Raw genomic sequence first — 26,695 nt, 5'->3', positions numbered from 1 at the left:
CACGCCGCAGCGCAGAACGTCGCGGGATATTCTTTTTGCTTGCGCAGCATTGCGCAATTTAATAACCCCTGAGGTAACAAAATCGAAACTTCCTTGCTGAAGGGATTCTGCTATGAGCTTCCGAATTCAACCCGCCGCCCCTGCCCGCCCCAACCGCTGTCAGCTGTTTGGCCCCGGCTCCAACACCAAGCTGTTCCCGAAAATGGCAGCCTCGGCCGCGGATGTGATCAACCTTGATCTCGAAGATTCGGTCGCCCCAAGCGACAAAGACAGCGCCCGCGCCAATATCATCGAAGCGCTCAACACCATTGATTGGGGCACCAAATACATGTCGGTGCGGATCAACGGGCTCGACACGCCTTATTGGTATCGCGACGTGGTCGACGTGTTGGAACAGGCCGGTGACCGTATTGATCAGATCATGATCCCCAAGGTCGGCTGTGCCGCGGATGTCTATGCGGTTGACGCGCTTGTTACCGCGATCGAGGCCGCCAAGGGCCGGACCAAGCCGATCAGCTTTGAGGTTATCATCGAATCCGCAGCTGGCATCGCCCATGTCGAAGAGATCGCCGCCTCTAGCCCACGCTTGCAAGCCATGAGCCTTGGCGCGGCTGACTTTGCTGCCTCGATGGGCATGCAGACAACCGGGATCGGTGGCACGCAGGAAAACTATTACATGCTGCACGGTGACACGCGTCACTTCTCTGACCCGTGGCATTGGGCACAGACCGCGATTGTTGCGGCCTGCCGGACCCATGGCGTTCTGCCGGTTGATGGTCCATTTGGCGATTTCTCGGATGACGAAGGCTATATCGCACAGGCGAAACGCTCGGCCACCTTGGGCATGGTTGGCAAATGGGCCATCCACCCCAAGCAGATCGCTTTGGCAAACACTGTCTTCACCCCATCCGAAGAGGCCGTGAACGAAGCCCGCGAGATTTTGGCGGCCATGGAACAGGCCAAAGCCAACGGCGAAGGGGCCACCGTTTACAAAGGCCGCTTGGTCGACATCGCGTCGATCAAACAGGCCGAGGTGATCGTGGCGCAATCCGAGCTGATTGCCGCGTCCTAAGCAGGGTTTATTCCGAAAAAAATGCGCCCGGTTCTGACAGGAGCCGGGCGTTTTGCTGTTGGAGCGAGGGGCCAACCCTTCGCGCTCCCCGGAGTTTATTTGGCAAGATAAAAGGGATCAGGCCCGTTCGTCTTTTGGTGAGCCCATGACAACAAGGGTTGTGATCGCATTCACTTGGGGTTGAGTGCCGAGCACTTCGTTGTGGAAGTGTTTATAGCTTGGCAGGTCCGCCACTTCGACCCGAAGCAGATATTCAACAATCCCGGTGGTGTTGTGGCATTCGCGCACCTGCGGCGCGGCCAGCATGGCGCGTTCAAAGGCTTGTTGCGCTTCTTTGGTATGTTTGCTCAGCCCAACCGTGACATAGGCAGTGAATCCGATTCCGGTTTTGGTGGGATTTAAAACGGCGCGATAGCCCGAGATCACACCGCGTTTTTCCAAAGACGCCACCCGGCGCAGGCAGGCCGATGGGGACAACCCAACACGATCGGCCAAAGCCAGGTTGCTTTGCCGGCCATCCGCCTGCAGGTGACGCAATATTCGGCGGTCAGTGTCATCTAGTTCGCTCATATATTGCAAATATAACATCAATTGGCGGCACTTTGCAATTTCATCCACCGCTGGACGCGCAATTATTGCGCCATGACTCCTGACGTACTCTTTGCCTTAGCGGCTTTTGCCTTTGCCACCGTGTTCACCCCCGGTCCCAATAACCTGATGCTGATGAGTTCGGGGGCCAATTTTGGCCTGCGCAGCTCAATGCCTCATCTCTCAGGTGTGGCCTTTGGTTTCCCTGTGATGATCCTGCTGGTCGGGCTTGGGGCCATGCGGATGTTTGACATTTGGCCACCAAGCTATACCGTTTTACGCGTGTTTTCCGTGGCCTACATCCTATGGCTGGCTTGGAAGATCGCCAATGCCGCACCGCTAAAAGATGCCGCGAGTGACGCAACCCCTTTGACGTTTTTTCAGGCGGCCGGATTTCAATGGGTCAATCCTAAGGCATGGTCCATGGCACTCGGGGCGATCACCCTTTATGCCACCAGCCGTGATTTCACCGCGATTGTTTGGGTCGCCGGGGCCTATGCGGTCATCGGCACCGGATCGGCGCTAACGTGGACGGTTTTGGGCACTGGGGTGCGCCGCCTTTTGGCCCGTCCAGAACGCCTACGCGTCTTTAACTGGGTGATGGCGGCGCTTTTGGTGGCCTCGATGGCTCCTGTACTGCTTGGCTGATTTACCGCGCCGGGGCCAAAGGCAAGTGGAGTTCGGTCACCAAATCCGCCGGAGCCGTGTCCATGGGGGAATTGAGATATTTTTCATAGCTAGGGGCGTCGGCAGGTTCTTCGCCCGCCTCCGCCAGCCACGGCCCATAGATATAGTCATAGGCGGCCTTTAGCCCAGAATAAGGCCCTTTGAACGTCAACACGGCGTGGCGTCCGGCGGACAATGTGACCTCACTCAGGGTGTCCGGCATGGCAAAATCCTCTCCGACCTCAACCCCGCAATCGGCGCGCAAGTCTGTTTCGGATGTATTGTCGGGATCGTCATAGTAAACGCCAACCATGCCACGCGCCTGAGGCCAAAGGTTGTTGGCCGAAAACGTTGCCGCGACTTGCTCATAGGCGCGCCCGCTTTCGAAATAGGCCCCATTGTGCCGGATTGCGGCCAGACGACGGGCGGGGGTTTCTTTGATTTCAACTGGAAACATTGGTGATTGTCCTTGTCTTACAATTAGGTCCGGGGCGGTGGCCAACCCGGCGGCGCGAAAGGCCGCCGGAGTCATGCCAAAGCGGGTCTTGAACGTCCGGGCAAAGCTTTGCGGGTTGTCATAACCTGCGCGCGCCGCGATTTGATCAATCGGCCAATCGCGCTGTACCAACCAACACGCCGCGCGATGGGCGCGAACACGACGCACCGCTTGGGCACAGGTTTCGCCGGTCACGGCATGAAACACGCGGTGCCAGTGAAACCGTGACATCGCCGCGACATCCGCCAATGCATCCAACGACAAATCTCCGGCGGGATTGTCAAAGATGTATTGGATAACGCGGCGCAGCCGGGCTTCGTAGTTGTGGCACATTGCTTTGCTCCTGTGTTGCCCCCTGATCATGCCGCAAAGCACATGGACAAATCTTGCTGAGTTGCATCCTGACCAAAGCCACGCCATATAGCAGCAGGACCCTTAGGGAGCGACGAATGGCACATTACCTCGACTTCGAAAAACCACTTGCTGAAATTGAAGGCAAAGCGGAGGAGCTACGCGCGATGGCGCGGGGCAATGACGATATGGACATCGAAGAAGAGGCCACGGCACTTGACCGCAAGGCCGATGACCTTCTCAAAGACCTCTATGCCAAGCTCACCCCTTGGCGCAAATGTCAGGTCGCGCGTCATCCTGAACGCCCCCATTGCAAGGATTACATCGACGCCTTGTTCACTGAATTCACGCCTTTGGCCGGGGATCGCAACTTTGCCGATGACCATGCGGTTATGGGCGGCTTGGCCCGTTTCAACGACATGCCGGTTATGGTGATTGGTCAGGAAAAGGGCGACGACACCCAAAGCCGGATCGCCCGTAACTTTGGCATGGCGCGCCCCGAAGGCTACCGCAAAGCGGTGCGTTTAATGGAGATGGCGGGCAAGTTTGGCCTGCCGGTGGTGACCTTGGTCGACACGCCCGGCGCATATCCCGGTCGCGGGGCCGAAGAGCGTGGCCAATCCGAAGCGATTGCCCGTTCAACCGAGAAATGCCTTGAGATCGGCGTGCCGCTGGTTTGCGTTGTGATTGGCGAAGGCGGCTCTGGTGGGGCTGTGGCCTTTGCGGCGGGGAACCGCGTCGCGATGCTTGAACATTCAGTCTATTCGGTGATTACCCCCGAGGGCTGTGCCTCGATCCTATGGAAAGACGCCGAGAAAATGCGCGACGCCGCCGAAGCGCTGCGTTTGACGGCGGCGGACCTCTATCAGCTTGGTGTTGCGGACCGTGTGATCCCCGAACCTCTGGGCGGTGCCCATCGTGACAAAGACGCGTCGATCAAAGCGGTTGGCAATGCAATTGCCGGGATGCTGGGCGAGCTCAAGGATTTGTCGAGCGAACAGCTTATCGCCGCGCGTCGCAAGAAGTTCCTAGAGATCGGGAGCCGTGGTTTGGCGGCGTGACATCGTCACCGACATCCTAGGTTATCATTCAGGCGCGCCTTGGTTTCCGGCGCGCCTTTTCTTTTTGGCCCGTTACTTTGGCCCGTTACTTTGGCCACCGCCGAGATGCGCCTGCGCTTGGTGCTTTGCCGTGTGAAAACAGCGCGCCGTCGCTATACTGCGCCCAAGCGTTCCCTGTATTTTACGGGTGGAACGCCCATCACTTTGCGAAATTCTCGGCGAAATGTTTCGGCAGAGCCAAAACCACACGCCTCCCAAACATCCGTCAGGGGCATGTTGTTATATTCCAGCAACTCCGCCGCGCGGGAGACACGCTCGGCCGTTAGCCACTGGATCGGGGTCGCTCCGGTTTCCTCGTGGAAACGCCGCGCCAGCGACCGCGCGCTTGTCCCTGCGGTTTTGGCCATGCGGGCAATGGGCCAGTTTTCGTCGATGGAAGCTCTTATGCAATCTTGAAGCGTGGCAAGATTCGAACCAATGCGTGCTTTCGGCTCTGGTCTGGGAACAAACTGCCGCTGTCCACCATCCCGTTGCGCAGGCAAAACAAGCCGTCGCGCCACACTTGCCGCCGCTTGCGCGCCAAAGTCTTGCCGGATGATATGAAGCCCGAGGTCCAAGCCCGCCGCCGACCCCGCCGAGGTGTAAATGCCCTGATTCTCGACAAAAAGGACATCCGGGTCGACCGTGATTTTGGGAAACCGCTCGGCCAACATATCCGTGTAGCGCCAATGGGTTGTCGCCGTTTTTCCATCAAGCAACCCGGCCGCAGCCAACACAAAGACACCGGAACAAATGGAGGCAATGCGCGCGCCGCGCGCATGGGCGTCTCGTAGCGCAGTACAAAGCTCGGCTGGCACAGGCATATCAGCCCCCCGCCAGCCCGAAATGACGATCAAACTCGCGTCTTGAAGCAACCCCAAATCGTCTGCGGCGTCGATTGTAATGCCCCCCGTGGCCCGAAGCGGACCGGGCTCAGCCTTCACCGCCGCAAAGCGATACCAATGCTCGAATTCTGGGCGTGGCAAGGCAAACAGCTCGATCGCAATGCCAAATTCAAACGTGCAAAGCCCGTCATAGGCGATGGCGCACACGAGGGGGCGGCGCGCCGTTTCAGGATCATTGGCAGTATTTGACCGATCATTGTCCATTTTGCCAGTATCGCAAATTTTCACGAGATGGCAAGTCTATCTCACTGATGCAAACGGAGACCCGACCATGACGACCCCAAACGACCTGATTGAAGCCGTGAACCTGTACCTTGACGGAATTCATGAATGCGATATCGACAAGCTGGGCATCGTGTTCCACCCGGCATCGAGCTTGTTTGACTCCGACGAGGGCAAGGTCTTTGTGGAACCGATTGAAAGCTTCCTGCAAGATGTCAGCACCCGCACCTCCCCCGCAAGCGTAGGGCAGGAAAAGGAGGCGGACATTCTGTTGATTGACTATTTGTCCCCGATCAACGCCACGGTCAAAATCCGCATTCGCGCCCATCGCAACGTCTTTGTTGACCATCTTGGCTTTGTCAAAGGAGAGGCCGGTTGGCAGATCGTTTCCAAAATCTGGCATCTTGAAAGCGTCGTCGAAGGTGTCGACGACCCGAACGCGTCCTAATCCCAGTCGAACCGGTCCTTTGCACCGGTACGAATGACCAAACGCATCTTGCGGATGGCCGACAATAGGGGGCCCTGGCGACCCCCTATTGGGCCCGTCTTGATCAGCCCACTTGCGCCGCAGGTGTGGATTGCGAGATGGCGATTTCGTCTTCGGACATATCCGCGTCGACGCCATCAAACAGCGGCGTGGACAGGTACCGCTCGCCGGTGTCGGGGAGCATAACGAGGATGTTGGCCCCGGCGGGGGCATCTTTGGCGATCTCCATGGCGGCGGCGAAACTGGCCCCTGCGGAGATGCCGGTAAAGATGCCCTCTTCGGCGGCAAGACGTTTGGACCAAGCAATCCCTTCCGCCCCCGGTGTTTTCACCAAAGTGTCATAGCCCTCATTGTCCAAGGCTTCTTGCAAAACGAAGGGAATGAAATCCGGGGTCCAGCCTTGGATCGGGTGCGGCTCAAAGCTCGGGTGACTTTCCGAAGGTTGATTGGCCTCATTGCGGGTATTCACATAGCCCGATGCAATCAACGCCGCATTCGCCGGTTCGGCCAGCACGATCTTGGTGTCCGGGCTTTCCTTGCGCAGCACACGCGACACGCCGGTCACCGTGCCACCGGTGCCAAAGCCCGTCACAAAATAATCAAGCTTTTCGCCTTTGAAATCCGCCAAAATCTCGCGCGCGGTGGTGTTTTCGTGAATATCGGCATTGTCGGCGGTCTCAAACTGCGAGGCAAGGAACCAGCCGTTCTTTTCGGCCAACTCGATGGCCTTGTTGACCATGCCAAACCCTTTGAGCGCTTTGGGGGTCACCACAACCTTGGCCCCGTAGAACCGCATCAATTGACGACGCTCGACCGAGAACGCCTCGGACATTGTGATCACAAGCGGATACCCTTTGGCGGCACAGACCATGGCAAGGCCAATCCCGGTGTTGCCCGAGGTCGCTTCAACCACGGTTTGACCGGGCTTGAGCCGACCATCCCGTTCGGCGGCTTCGATGATATTCAGGGCAAGCCGATCCTTGACCGATCCGGCGGGGTTAAAGGCCTCGAATTTGACGAAGACATTGACGTGATCCGGCGCGATACGGTTGATTTTGATCGTCGGCGTGTCGCCAACCGTGTCGAGAATGCTGTCATAACGCGTGCCGCGCCCGGATGTGGTTCGAATGCTCATGGCATGGGTCCGATCAATGAAAAAACTGCAGTTGCGGCCTAGCATAGGCCATTGCCGGATCAATGCACCACCCGGCAAAAGTGCAACAAAGCCCACGGCGATGTGACCGGCTGTGCGCAACCGTTGACGTGACACAGCTGCCTGCGTCGGCGATACATGCAGCATGGAATATGTATTTGCTTATGGCGCGGGTCTTTTGACCCTTATCAACCCCTGCGTGGTGCCGGTTTTGCCGATTGTCATCGCCGGTGCTCTGCAATCCGGACGTATGGGGCCGGTGGCGATGGCGGCGGGATTGTCGTTAAGTTTCGTCACGCTAGGCGTTGGTGTGACGGCCTTTGGGCACTTGATTGGGATCGACATTGATACAATTTCCAACGCTGGCGCGGTCCTGATGATCTTGTTTGGGTTGGCATTGCTGGTGCCGCGCGCGGGCGAGGTTTTGGCCGGGGCAACCGCAGGCATGTCGGCCCGCGCCGATGCACAAATGGATGACGTCGACCGTAATTCCTTGCGCGGTCAGTTCCTTGGTGGCCTGCTGCTTGGCGCGGTTTGGAGCCCCTGCATTGGCCCCACGCTGGGCGGTGCCATATCATTGGCGTCGCAAGGCGAAGGCTTGCTGCGGGCCACATTCATCATGTCGGCCTTTGCGCTTGGGGTCTCGACCCTGATTCTTGGCCTGGCCTATGGCACGCGCGGTGCCATTGGCCGCTACAACGCGCAACTGCGCGGGTTGGCCGTGGCCGCACGCCCCATCCTTGGGGGTGTCTTCATCCTGGTCGGCACGGCCCTGCTGCTCAAATGGCACCACTATATCGAAGCTTGGCTAATCGGGGCGCTGCCCGCTTGGCTGATTGACCTATCTGTTTCCCTCTAATCAGGAGTACCCCTATGGACCGTCGTTCTTTTCTAGCTGGCCTTGCTGCCACCCTGCCCTTTGCGGCCTCTGCTGCAACGGATTACACGCCCGGATTGGTGAAAAAGCATCTGGACGCGGGTGATGTTGTCTTCCTCGATTTCAAAGCCAGCTGGTGTTCGACCTGCGCGGCACAGGAACGGGTGATCAAGGCATTGAAAGCGGAGAACCCCAACTACGACGCCAAGATCACCTTTATTGATGTGGACTGGGACGCCTATGGCAAATCTGATCTGGTCAAAAACCTGAACATCCCGCGCCGCTCCACTTTGGTGGCCCTAAAGGGCAACAAAGAACTTGGCCGGATTGTCGCGCAGACATCGACCAAATCAATCAAAGCTTTGATGGATACCGCTCTGGCGGCGGGTTAAGTCGTCAACATCCTAAGGCCCTGCGTCACGTCTGAGCGCACGGCAAGGCGCAGGCCGGGTTCATCCCCGGCCTTCAGCGCCGCAAGGATCAGGCGATGGTATTGTGGCGCTTCGGTGCGCCGCAGCCGCCCATAGAGCGAGCGCATCGTCGGGCCAAGCTGAAGCCAAACGGTTTCACACATGGCCAACATTGCCGGGGCTTGGGCCCGGAGGTAAAGCGTGCGGTGGAACTCTAGGTTCGTTCGGATGTAGCCCACCGCATCCCGGTTTGAGACCACATCAGCGATGCCGCTGTTGATGTTCTGCATCCGCTCAATCAACTGCATATGCGCGCGAGGAAGCGCACGGCTGGCGAGTTCGACCTCGATCAAGGCACGCAGCGCAGCGAGCTCTTCGATACGTTCATTCGAGAGTTCGGGTGTTGAGAGACGACCAGACGTCGACATTTGCAAGGCCCCTTCCGCCACCAGCCTCTGCGCCGCCTCGCGCGCTGGGGTCATCGAGACTTCAAATTCCTTGCCCAACCCACGCAGGGTCAACGCTTGGCCCGGTGCGATCTGGCCATGCATGATACGGGTGCGCAGCCCGCGATAAACACGGTCATGCGCAGAGGCGGTTTCGATAGGTCTGGGGTTTTGCATGTGTGTATGTGATCACAAATGCGACAAAGGTCAACGCCGCGTCGGCCTGCAAGCCTGCGACTATTGTGTTTTTTCTTGGAACGAGTCGATCATATCGTCAACTGCGCTTAGAAATGCGTCCTTTTCGCCGTCGGCCAACGTGTCGATCCGCAAGTGCATCGCGCCCCAACAGCTTGGCACGAAATAACGATACCCGATGTCCATATCCTCGGGCTGTGCGACAAGACCGACTACAACCTCGGCCCCAATCGAATAGCCCAAAACCTCGGTAAACTCGGCATTGCCTTCAAGCTCCGCCTGCCAACGCTCTAATTGCCGATGGGCCTGACAGGTTGTGACGGCGAATTGCTCGGGAAAGGCCCCCATGCGCGCGGTGCCCTTGGTGTATTGGGTGGTAAAACAGGCTTTGTTTGGCTCCGACGTGAAGAAACTGATGTCCGACACCTCGGCCATACCAATCAGAATCGCATTGTTTGGCAAAGTGGCGAGCGAATCGTAGACCTCGCCGGGTTGCGGCACACAGGCCAGCGCTGCGTTGGCCCCAAGCGTGAAGGCCATTGTCAGGATTTTGCTCATGTCACCCTCACCCCGTTGCTCACCCCCCTCAGAGAGGGTCTTCGTACGGTCAGGTGGGCACAGTGGGGCGCGGCGTCAAGCCTTTTGATCAGAAGGGGCGCCGCCCCGCCTCAGACAAGCTGAGACTCGCCGGGATTTATTTGGAAAGAAGAAACCGGGTAGAGGCCGCGAATGGGTATGGAGCGGGCTGGATCAGCGACCCGCGTTGCCGGTTTCCGACTGGTGTCGGGCGGTTTGTATAGCGGTTGTTATGTCATGGAGAAACGCAGCGCGCTCTTTTGGTTCCATAAAGTCGAGACGCATATGCAGGGCACCCCAACAGCTTGGGCGCAAATAGCGGTATTGAGGGGGATTTTGGGTTTGGACAACAAGACCTAGAAACACTTGGGCACCTGTCACGTATCCTAGACCAAGGGTGTTGTCCTCATAGGCCAGCTCGTCTTCCAACTCGGACTGGGTTGCCCCATCTGTGCAGGTCTGGACGTCAAAGGCAGCGGGCATTTTGCCGAAAAGGTTTTCGACGGCACGATAGCGCACACGGTAGCAGGCTTTCTGGGCATCTTCGTCCTCAACGATGTCTACGCTCTGGACCTCGGCAATGCCAATTTGGACCGCGGACGGGCCAAGGGTTTCAAAGCTGTCGTAGTTTTCGCCCGGAAGCGGTGAGCAGGCCAGTGAAGGTGTCGCCAAAAAGAGGCAGAGGGCCGAAAGACGAAGGATGTGATTCATGTGATGACTATTCCGGGACTGATACCGCCAAGAAAACGGACTTGGGCAGCCATTACACGGCGCCAACGAGTTCGCTATTGCGCCATTTTTCGAGGTTCCCAAAGACTTGGATGTCTTGTCGTTGCGCCAGTTTATGGAGAGCGGCGTTGGCAATGGCGACGTCTTCTTCGTCCATTTCAGCATAGACGTCTTTGAGGACGTCCGCGAGCAGGCGCGCGGTTTTGACCTGTCGGCCACCGGGTTTCAACGCGGCGTAGAGATTTGATTCAAGTATTCCCAAATAGTCGGGCTCTGGTTTCATAACACTCACTCAAACTTGTAACGATGCAGGGCCGACCCGTTGTCACGCAGCCAAGTGCGGGCCGGTTTCCAATCGCCGTAAATCCGTTCGACTTGCGCCCAAAAGGCCGGCGAATGGTTCATTTCCGCCAAATGAGCGACTTCGTGGGCGGCGACATAGTCAAGGATTTCGCGATCAGCGAGGATCAAGCGCCAGCTAAACATCAACCCGCCATCATGGGTACAAGACCCCCAGCGCGACCGGGTGTCACGCAAGGTAAGGCGGGCATAGGGGCGGCCCAAACGGTGCGCATATTCATCACAAGCCTCGGCCAGCCGGTCACGCGCCAAGGTCCGAAGCCAGCCCTTGAGCTTGGCCGGAACGCGGGCCGGATCGCCGGGTACATATAAGGCCGCTTCGTCGCGCCGAACCGATCGCCCCTGCCCCGCCTCAATGCGTAGCATCTCCCCTTCGACCGGGATTTCACTTCCCAGGCCCACAACCACATCTGCGGCACGTTGCGACAGATGCCCGCGCAACCACGCCTCTTTTTCCCGCAAAAACGCGACGCCCTGTGATTCGGGCACTTTGTTGGGCAATGTCAGGGTCACGCGGCCATCGAGCTGCGACATGCGCAGGCTTAACCGCCGCGCCCGAGCCGAGCGGCGCACAACAACGTCAATCGGAGGGTTGCCCGGCAGGCGGATCTGTCCCATACGCCCCTTACACTGAATTGCCCGCACAAATGCCCGCAAAGGCTTTGACATGGGCGTGTTGTTATGGCAGTTGGCCAAGATTGTCGACCAGACCACGAGTTGAAGGGGACTACCCATGCCCAAGGAAGAATGGGGCGTCAAGCGCGTTTGCCCGACCACCGGAAAGCGCTTTTACGACCTGAACCGCAACCCAGCGATTAGCCCTTACACTGGCGAGGCCGTCGCCATCGACACCAGTAAGAAATCGCTGATGGCCGCGGATGCCGCCGATCAGGCCAATGCCAAGGCCAAAGAAGAAGAAGAAAACGTTGACCTTCTGGATGATGACGACGTCGATGTAGATATCGACGACGATACTGTCCTGGAAGACGAAGACGATGACACTGTTCCGCTCGAAGAAATTGCTGACGTAGCCAGCGACGACGACGAGTCATAAAAAAGTTTGCGTGGCGGGATTTTTTCGCTTGATCCCGCCCGCAGCATTGCGTAATCACCGCCGCACGGCAACGACGACGCCAAACAATGATGGGGCCTTAGCTCAGCTGGGAGAGCGCCTGCATGGCATGCAGGAGGTCAGCGGTTCGATCCCGCTAGGCTCCACCATCACCCTCTTTTCGTTACGAAATGTTTTGGTCTTATGGCCAACGCTGTGCCACGTTTGGGCGGCATCGACGTCTCGGGACGTGTGGGCGCGGCCCGCCGTTACCTTGGTCAACCGGGCAAGTCTCTGAAAGCCAGCAACGTGCAGATCGCGACCGTTGCAAAGTCAGGCCTTTGGTCACAAAGACAGCCATATCGCTCTGGAATACCGCGCGGCGTATCAAGGTCGGCTGTGCGGGGCAAAATCTGCGTTTTATTCCGATTGACGAGTGACTGGTTTGGTCACCCATTCGACAAATAGACGCATTAAAGGAAGATACGTTGTCCTACCTGAGCGTCGCCGCCCGAAGATGAGAGGCACAGCTAGTGTCCTGACCGCTGTGCATTCCCTGAAATGGCCCGAAAGGCTTCAATGTTTTCGCGTAAGACGCCCGGCCTCAAAAAATCTCTATCGGCAGAATTTACAGCGATAACAACGCCGGTTGGTCGATCAACATAAATATACTGCCCATACACCCCCATGGCAAAAAACTCGCCATCTTGTGCATCCGGCGGCATCCACCAGTGATACCCGTATCCAAACGCGCCTTGCATTGTTTTTGCGGATGCCACTGTGCTTTCGGCGACCCACTCTGCAGGCACGATTTTGGAACCTTGAAACTGGCCGTTCGACCGCATCATTTCGCCGAATCGGGCGTAGTCTCGCGTCGTCAAATTTAGGCCCCCAAGCGCAAAGGCGACATCTAAACCATCCGCCAGATAGTATGCTCCGGGCTCGACACCTAAGGGCTGCAAGATATACTCCGACATCAGGTCTGGTAGAGACCGCCCTGTCGCGTTGCGTAGCGCCATCGCCAGCACATGAGTATCAATAGAAGCATCGCGCCATTCAGCGCCAGGCTGTGCAAACCGTCGATCAACTCCGGCGGCGAATGTATCCATTGAGCCACCCGTCGCAAGCACGCGGCCCAACTTGTTGATATCGCTGAAGTACGATTGATAGTTTTCATTTAAAACGACGCCGGACGACATCTGCAAAACATTTTTGATGCTTGCGCCCTCATAGGCGCTGCCGACCAGTTCTGGGACATAACGCGTTATCTGGTCGTCGATGCTTTGAATATCGCCGCGCGCGATCAACACGCCGAACAAGGCTGACAGATAGGATTTTGCCACAGACCACGATACGCGGTGATCCTCTTGCGACGTTCCAAGATAGTAATCTTCGAAAACGATCTTTCCGTCTTTGAGAACAACGATAGCGGTCGTATCGCGCGACATTCGCCACGCGTCGAAGGCCGGTAGAAACGAAAGCCGTTGCCCTTGGGGCAACGCAGTTCTTGAGGAAGCGGCTGTGATGTCCACAGCGTTGAACGACGCCCGCATGTTGCTGAAATTCTGAACAATCTCGGCTTCGTTAAACAGCGTAAAGACGGAGTGCAAACGGTCAACGGTCCCGAGTTCGGGGGCAGCACAGCCAGATAACGCTGTAGATGTGGCGACCAAAATCGCTATGGTTTTTGGGTCCATTTTGTCCCTCACACAACCACAAAAAACCTCTTTACCTCAGTTGGTTCGAGTGCGGAAGCCGACATCTATTCGCCGTGCGGTATCCGGAGACTTTGCGCTCACAGCCATCATCTGAGAACGCTGGTCGGGATCGTTCGCGCGCCTTTGATGTTGAAGGTCAGAGGCGCGGGATTTTTGGCGGTTGGGGGGCAAGCACCGGCTGTGCTTAGCTGGCAAACGGATCGTCGTGGCGATCCTTGTTCCAGATGTATTCGCCCCATCCCGCAACTTTTTCGGCCGTCGCCTCTCCGTGCATCAGGGCGATGGCTCCGAGGGCCATGTCCATTCCCGCGGACACGCCTGAGGACGTGATAAAGCGACCGTCCTCGACCCATCGGGCTTTGGGGACCCAATCAACCTTTGGGCCTTGTTGCGTGACCCAGTCAAACGCCAGCTTATTGGTTGTGGCTTGATGCCCGTCCAACACCCCAGATCTCGCCAACAACGCGCTGCCGGTACAGACCGACAGAGTGAACTCCGCATGGTTTGAGGCCTTGCCGATCCAGTCAAGAAGCTTGGTGTTGTTGACTTCGGAACGTGTCCCCCGGCCACCAGGAACAAAAAGAATGTCGAAATCCAATGTGGCGTTGAGATCACGCGTCGCATGGGCCGCCAAGGTTTGACCGCTCACAACCGCCCCTGTGGTGTCAGCAATCAATTCCATCTCAAATTGCTCGGGCAGCAATCCAAACATCTCTAGAGGCCCGAACAGATCAAGGAGTTCAAAACCCGGAAAAATGAGCGCGCCTATTTTTCGCCGTTTCCCAACCATTTACCTAAAACTCCCAAGAAAATCGGCAGGTTACTCTACCTCTAACTCAAATCTAAAGTCCTGAGCGTATTCCGCCTTGAGAAAGCCGCGAAACCCGTCATGAAACTGGCGTGTATGTTCGTGTGCCAAACGATCCGCAAGATCGACATCCTGCGCCGCAATCGCCTTGATCAGATCGAAATGCGCCTGGGTGAGCAAGTTGTTCTTGTCCGATTGCCGAATGTAATCAATGTGCAGGTGCAAAATACGACGGCCGTCATCCAGCAAACGTTCATAGGCTTTGGCAAGATAGGGATTGCGCCCTGCCGCGCCAATCGAGGTGTGAAAATCACGGTTGGTGGCGGAAATCAATAAATGATCCTCCGCCTCACAGGCGGCCTCGAATTCAAGCGCCAAGCGGGTCATTTCGGCCAAATCTTCGTCGGTGCGATTCTTAGCCGCGAGGCGGGTGTTGATACGCTGGAGGAAATCGAGCGCTTCGACGTAACGCGGAAATTCCTCAAGCTTGACCGGCGCGACAAGGGTCGAGCGGTTGGACAGCATATCGACCAAACCATCGGCGGACAAACGCACCAAAGCCTCTCGGATTGGAGAGCGGGACATGACGAAACGCTCAGCCAGACTTGTTTCATCCAATGGAACGCCCGGTGCCAGCTGCAGGGTCAAAATCTCCTGGCGCAATGTCTCATAGACGTGTTTGGCCCCGGCCCCACGCGACAATTTTTGCGATTGGCTCGACTTGTTTTTTTCCGGATAAGTATTTCGCATGACCCCCCCAACGACCTCAAACGCCCCTCTCCGCGTTTGATCGTTCGCAAAGCCTATAAGCCTGTCGGCATATTGTCGACCACCAGTTGTAAGAACTGGGGCAGTAGGGCAACCTAAAGCTGACGCTGCGGCCAATTCAAGACCCAAAGCCCGGCTTGGATGACCACCACGTATCAGTTTTCGCGGCTCCTCAAAGACGTGGTCTTCCCGCTCTCGATCGGCATACCAGTGAGTGTGATTGATAAGTCCAGATGCCCCCCGCTAGCGCCAATGCTCCGCGATTCCCATAGCAATTTGAAGTGGCAGATACGCGCTTCAGAGTGATTAACGACTTGCGAAACAACAGAAATTTCAACTCTACCCAAACCACAGCCTCATTTAACTCCCCAAAGTCCCAGCCGCTCGTGCGGCCTGCACTTGGCCCTCGCAAAGATGCTTGACCAAACGACCAAGGCTCCGCTAAGCAAGCGTTACGCAGGGGAGTTTCGCCAAAGAAACTGAGAGGCGGATCAGGGGAAACCCGGTGCCGCGACCCTTTGAACCTGACCCAGTTGATACTGGCGTAGGAAGCTAAGCGCGCACCGATTTGGGGTAGCTCCCCGGTATTTGTGCGTTGCTGAACAAGGGGGCCAGTACACCTCCTGTTTCCCAAGCCCCCATTCATCTGGTGTCTTTTTGAGTGGATCGCTTGAGGAGCACCGAACATGAACGTCCCAAATCCAAAAATCACCACGGGTGAATTGCCCGCCTCGCGCAAAATCTATGTTAACGGCGAAATGCACCCGGACATCCGCGTGCCCATGCGCGAGATTTCAACCCATCCCACAGCGGGTGAACCGCCGCTTCCGGTTTACGATAGTTCGGGCCCCTATACCGACCCCAGCGTTTTAACCGACATCAAACAAGGTCTGCCGCAGCTGCGTCGCGATTGGGTTTTGGCCCGTGGGGATGTCGAAGAATACGAAGGCCGCGAAATCACCGCCGCCGATAACGGCTTTGTCGAAGGCGACCGCCTGACCCCGGAATTTCCGGTGAAACCACGGCCGTTGCGTGGCAAGGATGGTGCCGCGCCGACGCAATTGGCCTATGCCCGTGCCGGGATCATCACGCCGGAAATGGAATATATCGCCATCCGCGAAAACCAGCTGCGCGAGGTCTCGCCCTGCCATCGCGACGGCAATGATTTTGGCGCAAATATCCCCGATTATGTGACGCCTGAATTTGTACGTTCGGAAATCGAAGCAGGCCGCGCCATCATCCCCGCCAACATCAACCATACTGAACTTGAACCAATGATCATTGGTCGCAACTTCTTGGTCAAGATCAACGCAAATATGGGCACTTCGGCGGTCTCGTCGAGCATGGAAGAAGAGGTCGACAAGCTCGTCTGGTCGATCCGCTGGGGCGCGGACACGGTGATGGACCTGTCGACCGGGCGCAACATCCATAACACCCGCGAATGGATCGTGCGCAATAGCCCGGTGCCGATTGGTACGGTGCCGATTTATCAAGCGCTGGAAAAGGTCAACGGCATTGCCGAAGACCTCACTTGGGACGTGTTCCGCGATACGTTGATCGAACAGGCGGAACAGGGTGTCGATTACTTCACCATCCACGCGGGCGTGCGTCTTCATATGGTGCCGATGACCGCAACACGCGTCACCGGGATCGTATCACGCGGCGGGTCGATCATGGCCAAGTGGTGCTTGCATCACCACCGCGAAAGCTTCCTCTATGAGCATTTCGAAGAGATTTGCGAGATTTGCCGCAAATACGACGTGTCGTTTTCCTTGGGTGACGGGTTGCGCCCTGGGTCGATTGCCGATGCCAATGACGAGGCGCAATTTGCCGAGCTAGAGACACTGGGCGAGCTGACCAAAATCGCATGGAAATATGACTGTCAGGTGATGATCGAAGGGCCGGGCCATGTTGCCATGCACAAGATCAAAGAGAACATGGATAAGCAGCTGGAATGCTGCCACGAAGCGCCGTTCTACACGCTTGGGCCCCTGACCACCGACATCGCGCCGGGTTATGACCACATCACAAGCGGCATAGGCGCGGCGATGATCGGTTGGTTTGGCTGTGCGATGCTGTGTTATGTGACGCCCAAGGAACACCTTGGCCTGCCCGATCGCGACGACGTCAAAACCGGGGTGATCACCTATAAGATCGCCGCCCATGCCGCCGATTTGGCCAAAGGTCTTCCCGGTGCCCAGCGCCGTGATGACGCGCTTAGCCGGGCGCGGTTTGAGTTCCGTTGGGAAGATCAGTTCAACCTGTCGCTTGACCCGGACACGGCCCGCGAATTCCACGACCAAACCCTGCCCAAAGAAGCACACAAGGTTGCGCATTTCTGCTCCATGTGTGGGCCGAAGTTCTGTTCGATGCGGATTTCTCATGACATCCGCGCCGAAGCCCAAAAAGAGGGCATGGAAGCCATGGCCGCCAAGTTCCGCGAAGGTGGTGAGCTTTATGTGCCTGTCGCCGAGACCGAATTGGAACCGGGCGAATGATCACCATTGCCGGGGCCGGAGTTTCCGGCCTCGCTTGCGCCTATGAACTGGCAAAACGGGGGGCGGCGGTTTCGGTTTTTGAAACCGGATCGGCGCCGTCCGACAACCCTTGTTCATGGTTCGCAGGCGGCATGTTGGCCCCATGGTGCGAAGGCGAAAGCGCCGAGGCCGAGGTTGTGCGCCTTGGCATCGGGGCGTTGGCGTGGTGGCGAGAGATCACTCCGGTGACTGAGCGCGGCACGCTTGTTGTCGCGCCAAGCCGGGATCGGGCCGAGCTATCGCGCTTTGCGCGGCGCACCGAAAACCATGTGATGCTAAGCCGTGATGAGATCACCACCAAGGAACCGGCGCTTGCCGGGCGTTTCACCCAAGCCTTGTTTTTCAAGGATGAGGCCAATCTTGATCCGCGCCGCGCCCTGATTGACCTCACCAAGGCCATTCAGGATTTGGGCGTCGACATCCGATACAACACCCCCGCCCCGGATCATGTCGATGTCGATTGTCGGGGAATGGCGGCGAAATTGCCCGGCCTGCGCCCGGTGCGCGGCGAGATGGTTGTGGTCAAAGCCCCGGACGTCGATCTCACCCGCACGGTGCGATTTTTACATCCGCGCATTCCGGTCTATGTGGTGCCGCGCGGCGACGGGATATACATGATCGGCGCGACAATGGTCGAAAGCTCCTCGTCGCGCGACATCACTGTGCGATCCTTGCTCGAACTGCTTGGTGCCGCCTTTGCGCTTCATCCCGGTTTTGGCGAAGCGTCAGTGATCGAGACCGGTGTCGGACTGCGCCCCGCCTTTGACGACAATATGCCCAAGCTGACCCAAGTCAGGGCCACAAGCCAAACCGCACCCCCCATCACAACCCCCATCACAACCCATGTGAATGGCTTTTATCGCCATGGGTTTTTGCTTGCGCCCGCTATGGCGCAACAGCTTGCGGCGCAATTCTTTCAGGAGAGCTTTGATGTTGATCACAGTGAACTCGAAATCAGTTGAGGTGAACGCCTCAGGTCTTGCCGAGGCGCTGCAAGAGCTGGGCTATACCTCGCCCGCCATTGCCACCGCGTTGAACGGTCAATTTGTATCCCGCGACGCGCGCGCCGGTATCACGCTAACCCAAGGCGATGCGCTTGAGGTTCTTGCACCGATGCAGGGGGGATAGAGCATGCAGTTTTATGGAACTGAGATTTCATCGCGCCTGTTGTTGGGCACGGCGCAATACCCCTCGCCCAAGGTACTCACCGATGCGATCCGGGCGTGTGGCACCGAGATCGTGACCGTGTCCTTGCGCCGGGAAAGCGCGGGCGGAAGCGGCGATGGGTTTTGGCAAGCGTTGCGCGACACCGGCTGTCATATCCTGCCCAACACCGCCGGGTGTCATACGGCGCAAGAGGCGGTGACAACCGCCCAGATGGCACGCGACGTGTTTGGCACCAATTGGATCAAGCTTGAGGTGATCGGCCATTCCGACACGCTGCAACCCGATGTCTTTGCCTTGGTCGAGGCGGCGCGGGTCTTGGCGCAAGACGGATTTCAGGTCTTTCCCTACACCACCGATGATCTGGTGGTGGGTGAGAAATTGCTGGATGCCGGTTGTGAACTGCTGATGCCATGGGGGGCGCCAATTGGGTCGGGTCAAGGGCTGCGTAACCCGGATGCGCTGCGGGCGATGCGGGCGCATTTCCCCGATACGCCTTTGATCGTAGACGCCGGCATTGGCCGCCCGTCTGATGCCTGTTTGGCGATGGAGTTCGGCATGGATGCGGTTTTGCTCAACACCGCGGTGGCAAAGGCCGGTGACCCGGTGGGCATGGCCGTCGCAATGACCGGCGCGATCAAAGCCGGACGTGCCGGATTTGTCGCCGATCCAATGGACCCGCGCGACATGGCGGTGCCCTCAACCCCAATCCTTGGCATGGCGGAACTGGCATGATGGAACGTTTTTATCTTTTGGTCGGCCATGTGTCCGAACTCGAACTTCTCGTACCGCTTGGGGTGAAGCTCGTACAGCTTCGGATCAAGGATGCGCCAGAGGCCGAAATCCGCCGGCAAATCACCCGTGCCCGCGATTTTTGCGCCGTTCACAAGGCGCAACTGGTGGTCAATGATTACTGGCAAGCCGCGCTCGATCTGCGCTGTGACTTTGTTCATTTGGGTCAAGAAGACATGGACACCGCCGATTTTGCCGCGCTGCGCCGGGCCGGGGTGCGTTTTGGCCTGTCGACCCATGATGAAACCGAATTGGAGCGCGCGCTTTCCCTTGACCCGGCCTATGTCGCCCTTGGCCCGGTGTATCCAACCCTGTTGAAGAAAATGAAATGGGGGCCGCAGGGGCTTGACCGGGTATCGGATTGGAAAAAAGCCGTTGGGCAAACGCCGCTGGTCGCTATTGGTGGCCTGACCCCGGAACGTGTTCCCGGCGTCTTGGCCGCTGGTGCGGATAGCGTCGCGGTTGTGACCGACATCCAACACGCCGATAATTCAGAGGCGCGCACCCGCGAATGGATCAAGGTCTGTGCGACATGAGCCGCTATGCCCGTCAGGAAGTGATCCTAGGGGTCAAAGCGCAAGCCAGCCTCGCCAAGGCCCATGTTCTGGTGGTGGGGGCCGGGGGGCTTGGGTCACCGGTGTTGCAATACCTTGTCGGGGCTGGGGTGGGTGAAATCACCATCATGGATCATGACACGGTTGAGGAAAGCAACCTGCACCGCCAACCACTTTATGACATGGGGGATGTTGGCCGCCCCAAGGCCTTGGCCGCCTGCGAACATCTAAACGCCGCCAATCCACACCCCCGCCTGCATCCCCATCTGTGCAAGCTAACGCCGTCAACTGCGATATCGGCCATCGCCCCCGTCGATTTGGTCATTGATGCCGCCGATAGCTTTGCGGTGTCCTATATCCTGTCCGACCTATGCCTCACCTCTCAAACTCCACTGATTAGCGCGTCGGTCCTTGGCACATCCGGATATGTCGGGGCCTTTTGCGGCCCCGCGCCAAGCCTGCGCGCGGTGTTCCCCGACCTGCCAGACAGCGCCGGGAGTTGCGCACGCAACGGTGTACTTGGCCCGGTTGTCGGCATGATCGCCACCACCCAGGCGCAAATGGCCCTAGCGATTTTGACCGACCAAACCCCGTCACCGATGGGCCGCTTGGTGACGATGGATGCCCAGACGTTTACCTTTGGCGGGTTTTCCTTCCTTGGCGCTCCGGAACCCGACCAAACATTGCCCTTTGTTGATGCAACGACCTTGGCGGATCAGGACCAACTCATCGACCTGCGCGGCCCAGAAGAATGCCCCGCGCCGTTTCATCCTATCGCCCAACGTATTGCGCCCTCAGACATTGCCAAAGCACCTTTGGACAAAAACCACCGTGTTGTGCTGGCCTGCCAATCCGGGTTGCGGGCTTGGCAAGCCGGTCAGCGACTCAAGACGCTTGGCTTTGAAAATGTGGCGCTGTTTGCCCAAGCCGCCGCCTAAGTCGAAAGCATTACGCAAAACGCCAGAGGCCTGCTAAACTCGCGTCAATTCATTTTCAAACGGGTTTTGCTATGCATCTCATCAAAGGCATGTGCCTCGCTTTATTACCGCTCCCGGTCATGGCCGACACTTGCCACGACCAATTGGCCGACATTCTGGCCAATCCCCTCTATTCCGACATCCCCTATGAGGCCCAAGCCGTCGGAAGCATCGGTGGGATGGAGACAATCACCCATCAGCAATTTCTATCCGACACCCATTCCCTGATCAAAACCATCGCGCCGACCGGACTACCGGACACGCTGTTTTACCAAGGTGGAACCTATCACCCGGACGGCGGGGGCGGATGGAAACTGCTCTATGAAACGGATTTGGCCGCGTACGAAAAAGGGTTAGAAGACACCCGCCAAGGTCGCTCACAAGCGATTTTGAAGGCCGAGTGCAACGACATTGACGTCGACGGGTCGCCCCACATCGAAATCAGCGGCACCATTGATGTGGTGCCGCCGTTTCAAAGCGAAATGCAGGTCGCCTATGTTGTCAATCCCGAGACCGGATTGCCGGTTCGATTTAGCTATGCCTACACGATGAACGGTATGCAGGCCGAAAGCCGTTTTGAATACAAGGCCTTGCCGGGGTTGAAACTTCCGACCCCATAGCGGCCCGTTTAGCGCAGAACGTGAACCCCACAGGCGGCGTGGCGCACAACTTGGCTTGCGGTCGAGCCAAGCAACAAATCCTGCATGCCCGGACGGTGGGACGCGATGACGATCAAGTCAACGTCATTGTCTTCGGCCCAATCCAGAATGGTGCGCCCGGAATGCCCGTCGACGACCAAGCCCTGAGCGCCGTCAACACTGTCGGCAAGCCCGGCAACCTCGTCCTCGATCGCTTTGCGGACCTGACGCGTATAATCAGCGGGGAGATAGCTCACCGCGTAGCCGGGGATTTGCTCCATCACATGCAAAAAGGTAATTTTGGCCCCCTCTTCCGCCAAGGCTTGCGCAATGTCGGTGGCCCCTTTGATTTTGGCTTCGTTTCCATCGACGAAAGCCACAGGAACGAGAATATTCTTATACATCTGATCGTCCTCCTTTTACAGAAGAATGCCCTGTCTTGGCGACCTGCGCCTTGATACAGGTCAGAGCCTCGGGCCGATCAAATTCGCAATTGCGCCACAATTCTTCCACATTCCAAATCTACCCATAGTTCCAGCGGCAGAATGTTGTCACCCCGATCCATCTCGCAGCCAGAAGGCGCTGATCTGGATCCCGAACGCCATGTGTGTGGTCCCATTAGGGCCACAACGGCCCAAGGGACCTCTGGAAACGGGAGGAAGTTACATGCGCTACCTAATCGCTGAGACAAGCTGGAATATGATGAGTCTGGCCCAGGACATTCTGGGCACCGGAACCCTTTTGACCCGAACAGACCGGCCAGAGGATCTTGTTCACTATCTTACTGTTGGGTCTGCGGACCTGCTTTTGCTCGAAGCCGATCAGCTGAACCGAAGCAACCTCACCCTACGCGGATTACGAAGCGCCGCCGGGCAAATACCGATTGTGCTTCTGGCCTCAGATGCCACATCTCTGCAACGGGCCGAGTGGTTGGCCGATGGTGCGGATACCATTGTTGATCCAGCCAGTTCACCGGCCGAAATTTGCAGCCACCTTATGGCAATTGCCCGACGCGCCCTTGGCTATCCGCTCCCGGTTCTGGATTTTGGGCCCCTGCGGCTTCGCCTCGACAAGCGGGTGGCCCATATTCGCGACTGTCCGGTCAAACTCAGCCCGAAAATCTACGAAATGTTGGAATACATCGCCTTGCGCCCCGGTCAGCTCATCACGCGCGACGCATTGTTGACCCATCTATACGGGCTAGACAAGGAACCCGAAACGCGGGTTTTCGATGTCTACGCCTGCAACATACGGTCCTGCCTCAAGGCAACTCAGGGCATTGTTGAGCTGGAAACAGTCCGAGGTGTGGGGTTCCGCCTAACGTTGAGCGAAACCCCGGCTCCGGTCGCCGCCTAAGATTTGGCCCTAGAACGTGTGCGCAACATCATAGAGCACCGGTTCGAATGTTCGGCACAGGTCCGAGATGTGGCGATTGCGGTCGCGCATTTCGTCACTGCGCAGCATCGCCTGAAAATCCTCGCGGCGCTGCCACTGCGAATAATTGGCGATGCGCGTTTGTGCGTCGTTCACATGCAACCCGGCCGCAATAAACCCCGGCTGTTTCGAAATAAAATTGGCGTAGGCGTCCTGTAACGCATCCATAAGGTCCTGACAGGTGCCCGGACTGGTCTCAAAGGTTGTGATGACGGTTTGGGCATCGGCGTTGGCTGAAATATTTGGCATGGCTCTCTCCCTATCTCTCTATAGTGACACGGAATTTGCATCTGTCCAGCATTCTGAGCGCGTCACAAAGGGGCAGAAATCCTTGACACAATGGGGGTGACAAGGCCAAACAAGGCATAACACGCGCCAAGATCGCCACAACGCGACACCCGCGCTATCCGAGCAATGAAAACACAGGCCATACAATTATGAGTAGCACGCAGCGAATCGAGGATTCCCTCCGCGAAAACATCATTTCACGTCCGGATATGATTCTGGACGACAAGGATTTGATGCACGCGTTGATTGCTGCCAATGAACGCGCGATGGGTGGCAACATCATCGACCTGCGTGGCATTGCCATGGAACGGCTCGAATCACGTTTGGATCGTTTGGAAGATACGCATCGGTCGGTGATTGCGGCGGCCTATGAAAACCTCGCCGGAACCAACCAAATCCACCGCGCGGTGTTGCGCATGTTGGACCCGGTAGAGTTTGAACCTTTCCTCAAGGATTTGGGCACCGAAGTGGCCCAGATTTTGCGCGTGGATGTGATCAAGCTGGTGCTCGAAACGGCGGCGTCAGACGGCGAAAACGTCGTCAAACGTGTTGGTGATGTATTGTCGGTTGCGGAACCCGGCTTTGTGGAAACCTTTGTAGCCGCAGGTCGCGAAGCGCCATTGAAACAGGTCACCCTGCGCCAGCTAAATCAAGGCGACGCGCGCATTTACGGCGACAAGGCCGAATGGATTAGGTCCGAAGCCTGCCTGCGTTTGGATTTCGGCCCCGGTCGGTTGCCCGGCCTCTTGGTCATGGGCTCCGAGGATCCGCATATGTTCACGCCGCAACAGGGCACCGATCTTTTGGCCTTTTTCACCGGCGTGTTCGAGAGAACCATGCGCCGCTGGTTGTCGTGAGCGGCCAAAGCTCACTGCTGATCTCTGATGCAGCGCGGGATGCGTTGAACACATGGTTGGACACTGCCCGCGCTCTAAAAGGCGCGGCGGACAACACCATTACCGCCTATCAAACCGACGTTCTTGACTTCATTGCCTTTCTGACGACGCATCACGCCGAACCACAGGGGCTTGCTCCTTTGGCGCGTGTGACCACCTCCGATATGCGCAGTTGGATGGCGCATTTGCGTGGCCATGGCACGGCTTCGCGGTCGATGGCGCGCAAACTTTCGGCGGTCAAAAGCTTCTATCGCTGGTTGGCGGAACGCGAAGGGTTTGAGCCCACGGCTGTTTTACTTGCCCGCGCCCCCAAATTTCAAAAGAAGCTGCCACGCCCCTTGGCCAAGGATGCCGCCCGCGCCATGATTGACACGGTGGCGGTGCAATCCCGCGAAGATTGGATCGGTGCCCGCGATAGCGCTGTGATCACCTTGCTCTATGGCTGTGGCTTGCGAATATCCGAGGCCTTGGGCCTAAAGGGGCGCGACCTCCCCATCGGCGAAACCCTGAGAATTATCGGTAAGGGCGGCAAAGAGCGCATTGTTCCGGTGCTTCCCGTCGCCCGCGACGCGGTTCAGACCTATCTGAAACACTGCCCCTTTGACATTGGGCCCGACGACGCCGTCTTTCGTGGTGCGCGCGGCGGCCCGTTGAACCCGCGTTTGATTAGCAAGGTCACCGAACAGGCGCGGTTGCAATTGGGGCTACCGGCAACCGCAACCCCGCACGCCATGCGCCACAGCTTTGCCACCCATCTTTTGGCCGCAGGCGGCGATTTGCGCGCCATTCAGGAATTGTTGGGCCATGCCTCGCTCTCAACCACCCAAGCCTATACCGCCGTCGATCAGGTTCATCTGATGAAGGTCTATGAGGCGACGCATCCCAAGGCGAAATCCGGCTAGACGTTGCATAACGGTGCCAAACCCCTAACTTGCGTTGCAGATCCGTCTTTTCAGGCCAAAGGGACCCATTGATATGCAACTCTTCCACTCCCCCGCGTCACCTTTTGTACGCAAAGTCAGCGTCTTACTCCGTGAAACCGATCAATTGGACGCGGTTGAACACGTTGACGTTCACACCACCCCGATGGCCACGGACGGGGAGTTAAAAACCGCCAACCCATTGGGCAAAATCCCCGCTTTGATCCGCCCGGATGCGCCAACGCTTTATGATAGCCGGGTGATTTGCCGATTTTTGGATGCGCGGGCCGAGGCGGGCCTATATCCCGAGGATCGGTTGTGGGACACGCTGACCCTTGAGGCAACCGCGGATGGGATCATGGAATGCGCGGTGTCGATGGTCTATGAAAAGCGCTTTCGCGATGAGGCCTTGGTGTCTCAAGACTGGATCAACAGCCAGTGGGACAAGATCAGCCGCGCCTTGGATGCGCTCAACGCCCGCTGGATGAGCCACCTTTATGGGCCGCTTGATATGGGGCAAATCGCGGTTGGCTGTGCGCTTGGCTATCTGGATCTCCGTCACCCCGACCGGGATTGGCGCGCGGGTCGTGATGGTCTTGCCGCTTGGGAAAAGGGCTTTGCCGAACGCCCGTCGATGCAAGACACCCAGCCCAAAGGATAATCGCGTAAAAGGCCAATCGCATAAAAAAGGGCGGGAAGACCCGCCCTTTGACCTACCCGTTTTGAAACCGGGTTAGAAACTATAGGACACACCAATGTTCAACGCATTGGTTTTGATGTCCGTTTTAAAGCTACCGCCCCCATCCAGATCAATGTCATTGCTGGAATAGGTGAACTGGTATTCGCCAAAGATCGAATATTTTTCGTTGAGTGCATAAGAGGCACCGGCGGTCATCCGCAACGCGGGGCCGGTGACCTGATAGCCAAAGGTTGTTGAGCCGGACGCGTCATGTTTGGCATCGACATGCGGAATAGCAACACCCAAACCGCCGCTCACATAGGGGGTCAAGGCACCCCACTTTTCTTTCCAGCGGCGCGACACATTCAAGGTGACGATGTTTAAGCCATCGGTTAATTCCAGACGAGAAAAGCCAAGCTTTTCGCGGTCTTTCTCGACGGCATAGACTTTGTTGTGGCTGAATTCGATACCATATCCGATTCGGTCGTTCCGCCACCACGTTGCGCGCATACCGTAATAGGGCGGCATCTGGTTGGATTTGCCTTCCCAGCCCAGCAATTCGTTAAAGCTCTCGCCCGGTTGGGCGACGGAAGACGCAACATCCCCGATCAAAGCGGCCTCTGATCGTGAATCGTCAACGACGATGGTGTCAGGGTCGTCTCCGCCCTCGGGGATATCACCGCTTGCCCGGCTATGAGGGGCCGTTTGCCATCCCGTATAAAAAGACAGCTCCACCTCAGCCAAAACAGAGGAGGTGGAAGCACCGACCAAGGCTGCTGATAGAATCAAATACCGCATTTTTGCGTCTCCAAACTCTTCGTCTTGGGCATATGCCTGC

Annotated in this window: 33 protein-coding genes, 1 tRNA gene and 1 riboswitch; of the genes, 19 read left to right on the top strand and 15 right to left on the bottom strand. The window is 57.5% G+C overall.

Annotated elements, in window-relative coordinates:
• The first annotated feature begins 112 nt into the window (after positions 1–112).
• Positions 113–1,072, top strand: coding sequence for an L-malyl-CoA/beta-methylmalyl-CoA lyase (locus AC5EFR_RS02445; protein ID WP_299929626.1), 960 nt, complete (start codon positions 113–115; stop codon positions 1,070–1,072).
• Between the two features lie 117 nt (positions 1,073–1,189).
• On the opposite strand, the gene AC5EFR_RS02440 is transcribed toward AC5EFR_RS02445, so the two are convergent.
• Positions 1,190–1,642: an Lrp/AsnC family transcriptional regulator gene (locus AC5EFR_RS02440; protein ID WP_493574372.1), complete on the bottom strand. Its 453-nt coding sequence runs from the start codon at positions 1,640–1,642 to the stop codon at positions 1,190–1,192.
• 72 nt (positions 1,643–1,714) lie between these two features.
• Here AC5EFR_RS02440 and AC5EFR_RS02435 point away from each other — a divergent pair, with 72 nt between their 5' ends.
• Positions 1,715–2,308: a LysE family translocator gene (locus AC5EFR_RS02435; protein ID WP_493574371.1), complete on the top strand. Its 594-nt coding sequence runs from the start codon at positions 1,715–1,717 to the stop codon at positions 2,306–2,308.
• Between the two features lies 1 nt (position 2,309).
• On the opposite strand, the gene AC5EFR_RS02430 is transcribed toward AC5EFR_RS02435, so the two are convergent.
• Positions 2,310–3,155, bottom strand: coding sequence for an AraC family transcriptional regulator (locus AC5EFR_RS02430; RefSeq protein ID WP_493574370.1), 846 nt, complete (start codon positions 3,153–3,155; stop codon positions 2,310–2,312).
• A gap of 116 nt (positions 3,156–3,271) precedes the next feature.
• Here AC5EFR_RS02430 and AC5EFR_RS02425 point away from each other — a divergent pair, with 116 nt between their 5' ends.
• Positions 3,272–4,234, top strand: coding sequence for an acetyl-CoA carboxylase carboxyltransferase subunit alpha (locus AC5EFR_RS02425; protein WP_493574369.1), 963 nt, complete (start codon positions 3,272–3,274; stop codon positions 4,232–4,234).
• Between the two features lie 152 nt (positions 4,235–4,386).
• Here the strand turns inward: AC5EFR_RS02425 and ftrA are convergent, their stop codons facing one another.
• On the bottom strand, positions 4,387–5,382 hold the full coding sequence (ftrA, locus tag AC5EFR_RS02420) for a transcriptional regulator FtrA (protein WP_493574368.1): 996 nt from the start codon (positions 5,380–5,382) through the stop codon (positions 4,387–4,389).
• 67 nt (positions 5,383–5,449) lie between these two features.
• Between ftrA and AC5EFR_RS02415 the strand changes: the two genes are divergently transcribed.
• Entirely contained in the window at positions 5,450–5,848 is a 399-nt protein-coding gene (locus AC5EFR_RS02415) for a nuclear transport factor 2 family protein (protein WP_431376086.1), read from the top strand.
• Positions 5,849–5,951: 103 nt separating this feature from the next.
• On the opposite strand, the gene cysK is transcribed toward AC5EFR_RS02415, so the two are convergent.
• Positions 5,952–7,022, bottom strand: coding sequence for a cysteine synthase A (gene cysK, locus AC5EFR_RS02410; RefSeq protein ID WP_493574367.1), 1,071 nt, complete (start codon positions 7,020–7,022; stop codon positions 5,952–5,954).
• Positions 7,023–7,185: 163 nt separating this feature from the next.
• Here cysK and AC5EFR_RS02405 point away from each other — a divergent pair, with 163 nt between their 5' ends.
• Entirely contained in the window at positions 7,186–7,899 is a 714-nt protein-coding gene (locus tag AC5EFR_RS02405; protein WP_299929647.1) for a cytochrome c biogenesis CcdA family protein, read from the top strand.
• 14 nt (positions 7,900–7,913) lie between these two features.
• Entirely contained in the window at positions 7,914–8,309 is a 396-nt protein-coding gene (locus AC5EFR_RS02400) for a thioredoxin family protein (protein WP_299929650.1), read from the top strand.
• Here AC5EFR_RS02400 and AC5EFR_RS02395 read toward each other — a convergent pair.
• The 5 genes from AC5EFR_RS02395 to AC5EFR_RS02375 all read right to left on the bottom strand — a co-directional run bounded on the left by AC5EFR_RS02395 (position 8,306) and on the right by AC5EFR_RS02375 (position 11,251).
• Positions 8,306–8,950 (bottom strand): GntR family transcriptional regulator, encoded by a 645-nt coding sequence (locus AC5EFR_RS02395; RefSeq protein WP_299929653.1) that lies wholly within the window; start codon positions 8,948–8,950, stop codon positions 8,306–8,308. The two genes, AC5EFR_RS02400 and AC5EFR_RS02395, sit on opposite strands and share 4 nt — an antisense overlap.
• A gap of 60 nt (positions 8,951–9,010) precedes the next feature.
• Positions 9,011–9,526, bottom strand: coding sequence for a hypothetical protein (locus AC5EFR_RS02390; protein ID WP_493574366.1), 516 nt, complete (start codon positions 9,524–9,526; stop codon positions 9,011–9,013).
• 192 nt (positions 9,527–9,718) lie between these two features.
• On the bottom strand, positions 9,719–10,255 hold the full coding sequence (locus tag AC5EFR_RS02385) for a hypothetical protein (protein WP_493574365.1): 537 nt from the start codon (positions 10,253–10,255) through the stop codon (positions 9,719–9,721).
• 52 nt (positions 10,256–10,307) lie between these two features.
• Complete coding sequence (locus AC5EFR_RS02380) at positions 10,308–10,556, bottom strand: hypothetical protein (RefSeq protein WP_493574364.1); 249 nt, start codon at positions 10,554–10,556, stop codon at positions 10,308–10,310.
• A gap of 5 nt (positions 10,557–10,561) precedes the next feature.
• Positions 10,562–11,251 (bottom strand): M48 family metallopeptidase, encoded by a 690-nt coding sequence (locus tag AC5EFR_RS02375; RefSeq protein ID WP_493574383.1) that lies wholly within the window; start codon positions 11,249–11,251, stop codon positions 10,562–10,564.
• Positions 11,252–11,366: 115 nt separating this feature from the next.
• Here AC5EFR_RS02375 and AC5EFR_RS02370 point away from each other — a divergent pair, with 115 nt between their 5' ends.
• Both AC5EFR_RS02370 and AC5EFR_RS02365 read left to right on the top strand, forming a co-directional pair.
• On the top strand, positions 11,367–11,687 hold the full coding sequence (locus tag AC5EFR_RS02370) for a TIGR02300 family protein (RefSeq protein WP_493574363.1): 321 nt from the start codon (positions 11,367–11,369) through the stop codon (positions 11,685–11,687).
• Positions 11,688–11,778: 91 nt separating this feature from the next.
• Positions 11,779–11,854 (top strand) — tRNA-Ala (locus tag AC5EFR_RS02365).
• A gap of 360 nt (positions 11,855–12,214) precedes the next feature.
• On the opposite strand, the gene AC5EFR_RS02360 is transcribed toward AC5EFR_RS02365, so the two are convergent.
• From AC5EFR_RS02360 to AC5EFR_RS02350, 3 genes are all read right to left on the bottom strand, one after another.
• Positions 12,215–13,216 carry a serine hydrolase domain-containing protein gene (locus tag AC5EFR_RS02360; RefSeq protein WP_493574362.1) on the bottom strand — a complete coding sequence of 334 codons (1,002 nt, stop codon included), beginning with the start codon at positions 13,214–13,216 and terminating at the stop codon, positions 12,215–12,217.
• Between the two features lie 370 nt (positions 13,217–13,586).
• Entirely contained in the window at positions 13,587–14,192 is a 606-nt protein-coding gene (locus AC5EFR_RS02355) for a DJ-1/PfpI family protein (protein WP_493574361.1), read from the bottom strand.
• Positions 14,193–14,222: 30 nt separating this feature from the next.
• The gene (locus AC5EFR_RS02350) at positions 14,223–14,960 is read right to left on the bottom strand and encodes a GntR family transcriptional regulator (RefSeq protein WP_493574360.1); all 738 of its coding nucleotides are present in this window, start codon (positions 14,958–14,960) and stop codon (positions 14,223–14,225) included.
• Positions 14,961–15,426: 466 nt separating this feature from the next.
• Positions 15,427–15,546, top strand: a riboswitch (TPP riboswitch).
• A gap of 118 nt (positions 15,547–15,664) precedes the next feature.
• On the opposite strand from AC5EFR_RS02350, the gene thiC reads away from it, so the two are divergent.
• From thiC to AC5EFR_RS02315, 7 genes are all read left to right on the top strand, one after another.
• Positions 15,665–17,476 (top strand): phosphomethylpyrimidine synthase ThiC, encoded by a 1,812-nt coding sequence (gene thiC / locus AC5EFR_RS02345; protein ID WP_493574359.1) that lies wholly within the window; start codon positions 15,665–15,667, stop codon positions 17,474–17,476.
• Positions 17,473–18,477, top strand: coding sequence for an FAD-dependent oxidoreductase (locus tag AC5EFR_RS02340; RefSeq protein ID WP_493574358.1), 1,005 nt, complete (start codon positions 17,473–17,475; stop codon positions 18,475–18,477). Before thiC ends, AC5EFR_RS02340 begins: the two co-directional genes overlap by 4 nt.
• A complete protein-coding gene (thiS, locus tag AC5EFR_RS02335) occupies positions 18,446–18,643 on the top strand; it encodes a sulfur carrier protein ThiS (protein WP_299925488.1) in 198 nt (65 codons plus the stop codon). Before AC5EFR_RS02340 ends, thiS begins: the two co-directional genes overlap by 32 nt.
• A 3-nt stretch (positions 18,644–18,646) precedes the next feature.
• Positions 18,647–19,414 carry a thiazole synthase gene (locus AC5EFR_RS02330; RefSeq protein WP_493574357.1) on the top strand — a complete coding sequence of 256 codons (768 nt, stop codon included), beginning with the start codon at positions 18,647–18,649 and terminating at the stop codon, positions 19,412–19,414.
• Entirely contained in the window at positions 19,414–20,007 is a 594-nt protein-coding gene (locus tag AC5EFR_RS02325) for a thiamine phosphate synthase (RefSeq protein ID WP_493574382.1), read from the top strand. The genes AC5EFR_RS02330 and AC5EFR_RS02325 overlap by 1 nt, the downstream gene beginning before the upstream one ends.
• Entirely contained in the window at positions 20,004–20,963 is a 960-nt protein-coding gene (locus AC5EFR_RS02320) for a ThiF family adenylyltransferase (protein WP_493574356.1), read from the top strand. Before AC5EFR_RS02325 ends, AC5EFR_RS02320 begins: the two co-directional genes overlap by 4 nt.
• Before the next feature lie 71 nt (positions 20,964–21,034).
• Positions 21,035–21,622, top strand: a complete 588-nt coding sequence (locus tag AC5EFR_RS02315; protein WP_493574355.1) for a hypothetical protein — start codon at positions 21,035–21,037, stop codon at positions 21,620–21,622.
• An 8-nt stretch (positions 21,623–21,630) separates the two neighbouring features.
• Here the strand turns inward: AC5EFR_RS02315 and AC5EFR_RS02310 are convergent, their stop codons facing one another.
• Positions 21,631–22,044, bottom strand: coding sequence for a universal stress protein (locus AC5EFR_RS02310; protein ID WP_493574354.1), 414 nt, complete (start codon positions 22,042–22,044; stop codon positions 21,631–21,633).
• Between the two features lie 262 nt (positions 22,045–22,306).
• Here AC5EFR_RS02310 and AC5EFR_RS02305 point away from each other — a divergent pair, with 262 nt between their 5' ends.
• Positions 22,307–22,996: a winged helix-turn-helix domain-containing protein gene (locus AC5EFR_RS02305; protein ID WP_493574353.1), complete on the top strand. Its 690-nt coding sequence runs from the start codon at positions 22,307–22,309 to the stop codon at positions 22,994–22,996.
• A gap of 9 nt (positions 22,997–23,005) precedes the next feature.
• Here AC5EFR_RS02305 and AC5EFR_RS02300 read toward each other — a convergent pair whose 3' ends face one another.
• Positions 23,006–23,323, bottom strand: a complete 318-nt coding sequence (locus AC5EFR_RS02300; protein ID WP_493574352.1) for an antibiotic biosynthesis monooxygenase family protein — start codon at positions 23,321–23,323, stop codon at positions 23,006–23,008.
• Positions 23,324–23,511: 188 nt separating this feature from the next.
• On the opposite strand from AC5EFR_RS02300, the gene AC5EFR_RS02295 reads away from it, so the two are divergent.
• The 3 genes from AC5EFR_RS02295 (at position 23,512) to AC5EFR_RS02285 (ending at position 25,839) form a co-directional block, all read left to right on the top strand.
• Positions 23,512–24,219: a DUF484 family protein gene (locus AC5EFR_RS02295; protein WP_299931750.1), complete on the top strand. Its 708-nt coding sequence runs from the start codon at positions 23,512–23,514 to the stop codon at positions 24,217–24,219.
• Positions 24,216–25,160 (top strand): tyrosine recombinase XerC, encoded by a 945-nt coding sequence (locus tag AC5EFR_RS02290; RefSeq protein WP_493574351.1) that lies wholly within the window; start codon positions 24,216–24,218, stop codon positions 25,158–25,160. The genes AC5EFR_RS02295 and AC5EFR_RS02290 overlap by 4 nt, the downstream gene beginning before the upstream one ends.
• A 73-nt stretch (positions 25,161–25,233) precedes the next feature.
• On the top strand, positions 25,234–25,839 hold the full coding sequence (locus AC5EFR_RS02285; protein WP_493574350.1) for a glutathione S-transferase: 606 nt from the start codon (positions 25,234–25,236) through the stop codon (positions 25,837–25,839).
• A 72-nt stretch (positions 25,840–25,911) separates the two neighbouring features.
• On the opposite strand, the gene AC5EFR_RS02280 is transcribed toward AC5EFR_RS02285, so the two are convergent.
• Positions 25,912–26,655 (bottom strand): outer membrane protein, encoded by a 744-nt coding sequence (locus tag AC5EFR_RS02280; RefSeq protein ID WP_493574349.1) that lies wholly within the window; start codon positions 26,653–26,655, stop codon positions 25,912–25,914.
• Positions 26,656–26,695: the final 40 nt, after the last annotated feature.

The organism is Pelagimonas sp. (assembly GCF_058892305.1).
This window is presented reverse-complemented; position numbering and strand designations above follow the sequence as displayed.